The following is a 2,494-nucleotide window of genomic DNA, read 5'->3' on the forward strand; positions in this document are numbered from 1 at the left end:
GTAGCCTTGATGCGGGCGGAGACGTTCTGAAGCGTTGCGTCCGAACTGATACCTTGCGAATGCAGGAGCATCCACAGCGCTTCGGCAAGGATGACTTGATTTTCTAGAATGGCGCGTTGGATTTTATCCATCATCAGCCATGCTCCGTTGGTTGCCCTCCGCGATCGATCGCCTGTCCGCGCCCGGTTGGTTCGCTTTAAGTCAGTCGCTCTGACGATAGCGATTAGGCCGAAACGGAATGTCGTCGATGTACGGTCGCACAACCCGCTTGGTCTTGAGCATGTCGCGCCAAGCATAGGCATAAATCGCGATCAAGACAGAAACGAAGGACGTCCACAACAGGATGATCCACTTCATTTGCGTTCTCCTCTCGATGTAGGCGAGCAGATAGGATCCATGGGATCGGAACCCAATTTGGAGGTGCTTGCGTTAGATCAACGCTTGGGCTGATTGTGGCGTGGCCCACGCGACGTGACGCGCGCGCCAACGCCGTGTTCTCGGCACCCATGCGCCGCCGCGTCGAGATGACGTTGGCGGGGAGCATCGAGAGAAGGCGGACCCTCCCCAGGTCGTTAGGGTCCTTCCGATAAGGGGTATTGGTGCCGGGACCGCGTGACCGCGCCCCTTCAGCATATTTGCGTTTTTCGTTTTTCGATGTTTGTTTGCCGCATCTGCTTTTCAAAGGCTCGCGAGATGCGGCGCACTGATCTGTTCGAAGCCACGATGCAGGGATGGGCGCGCCTCAACCCGCAGCAGCGCCAGCGGTTTTTCCAAGCGGGCCTGAAGGCGGCGCTGCGGCTTGAGCGGCAGGAATTCCGCGCTTGGCTCATGCGGCGGCTGATCGAACCCCCGCTCGCCGCGCCGGTCGATCCGGCCAGCTTCGCAATTTCGAAGACCGACATTGCGCTGCTCATGAAGTCGGCGCGCCCCAAAAAACCCTTCCGCAACGCAATCTGGATAACACCCGGGTTAGATACGATCGAGACGTGGGGTTCTGCGGTCCCCCCACAAACTCACCCGCCTCAGAGGACCCCAACGGCGAACCGGTCCAAATTTGGACTTGAGCGCGCACCCATCCACTCGCACCGACTGTCACGCGCGCTTCGCGGTCCGCTTGATGTTGACGCTCAACGTCCAGTCTCGCGCCGTGTCGATGCAGGAGCAGTTCGCGCACAGCAGGAGAACGCCCTTGCCCTCACCGCGAACAACAGCGAGATGCGACTTGGTCGATGACTGAGCCTGCTTGCGCAGTCCGTTGCGGCCACGTCGCACAGGTCTGATGTGACGGAAGCACAATGCCCGTTCATCTTCGAAGCCGCACTGCTCGCACCGGCCACCCTTCATCGCGATGGCCTTGGCCTACACCTTGCGGCGATACTCACGACGTTTGCTGATCTTCATCACGCGAGCCGTCATGTGCTGGCGTCCGTCTATCCCAGCCTCGCAGTGTGGTCAGGCTCGACCATGGGTCACCGGCCACAGGCGCGGATAATCCGGTTCCCATGCAACTTCGGCCTGACTTCCGGCGCCGCGCTTGCCGCATTATGGCGATGATGACCACGGTCTCGATGTCGCTTGTACCTCAGGACAATGTCCCCCGAGACAATTGTCGTGGCTCGGTCATTGAGCCATGATCGGAGGTACCAGCGCGGTACTAAACTCTAGCCCCGACGGCCCCAGTCATTCTCCTCCGACTGGGGCCGTAGTGCTTTTTGACAAACTAGCGGCGCAAGCATGCTATATCGGATACGCCACCATCGTTCTCAGCGTGGCTGTGGTGGTCGTGGTCCTATTCACCCTTTGGTGAGCATCAGACAAGAGGAAGCCTGATCCTAAACGACGCGCCGCCGTGATCCCGATTTTTCGCCGATAACTGGCCATTGTGCGCTTCCACGATGGTGCGCGCGATGGACAACCCCATACCCATGCCTTCCGCCTTGCTGGTGTAGAACGGCTCGAAGATCTCTTTCAGTTTGTCTTCGGGAATGCCATGGCCGCGATCAGACACGGATAGATCGGCAAACTTTTCGACGCGCGAAGTCCGGATGTTGATGATGCGGTCTTCGATTGGCGTATCCTTCATCGCGTCGATCCCGTTCACGACAAGGTTCAAGATCACCTGTTGAATTTGAATGCGGTCGCCGAGAACCGGAAGCGCATCCGGCGTGATCGCGCTGACTAATTGGAATTTCCGGCCAACCGCCAGCGCTGAAAAAAAACTGATCGTCTCACGCACGACTTCGTTGAGGTCAAATTGCTTCTGCTCAAACGGTGCCTTTTTCAGAATGCTGCGCATTCTCCGGATGACTTCGGTGGCGCGGTTGTCGTCCCTTAGAATGTCATCAAGGATTTCGTTTACTTCGTCGATGTCCGGATTTGGAGACTTCAAGATCGCCTGCGCCGTCTCGGTATTGGTGAGAATAGAGCCGAGCGGCTGGTTGATTTCGTGGGCAATTGACGCGGTCAATTCGCCAGCCGTTGAGAAGCGGTTGAC

The 2,494-nt window shown here is 58.1% G+C and carries 3 protein-coding genes; 1 reads left to right on the forward strand and 2 read right to left on the reverse strand.

Features of this window, described 5'->3' with window-relative positions; all coding sequences use genetic code 11:
• Positions 1–201: 201 nt before the first annotated feature.
• Positions 202–357 carry a hypothetical protein gene (locus AC0L3X_RS46885; protein ID WP_167768323.1) on the reverse strand — a complete coding sequence of 52 codons (156 nt, stop codon included), beginning with the start codon at positions 355–357 and terminating at the stop codon, positions 202–204.
• 255 nt (positions 358–612) lie between these two features.
• On the opposite strand from AC0L3X_RS46885, the gene AC0L3X_RS46890 reads away from it, so the two are divergent.
• Positions 613–1,233 carry a hypothetical protein gene (locus AC0L3X_RS46890; protein WP_135217044.1) on the forward strand — a complete coding sequence of 207 codons (621 nt, stop codon included), beginning with the start codon at positions 613–615 and terminating at the stop codon, positions 1,231–1,233.
• A 577-nt stretch (positions 1,234–1,810) separates the two neighbouring features.
• On the opposite strand, the gene AC0L3X_RS46895 is transcribed toward AC0L3X_RS46890, so the two are convergent.
• Positions 1,811–2,494 (reverse strand): sensor histidine kinase (locus AC0L3X_RS46895; protein ID WP_473317583.1); only part of this gene is annotated, 684 nt, incomplete at its 5' end.

The sequence above is a fragment of the Bradyrhizobium sp. MI1.7 genome, assembly GCF_055811795.1.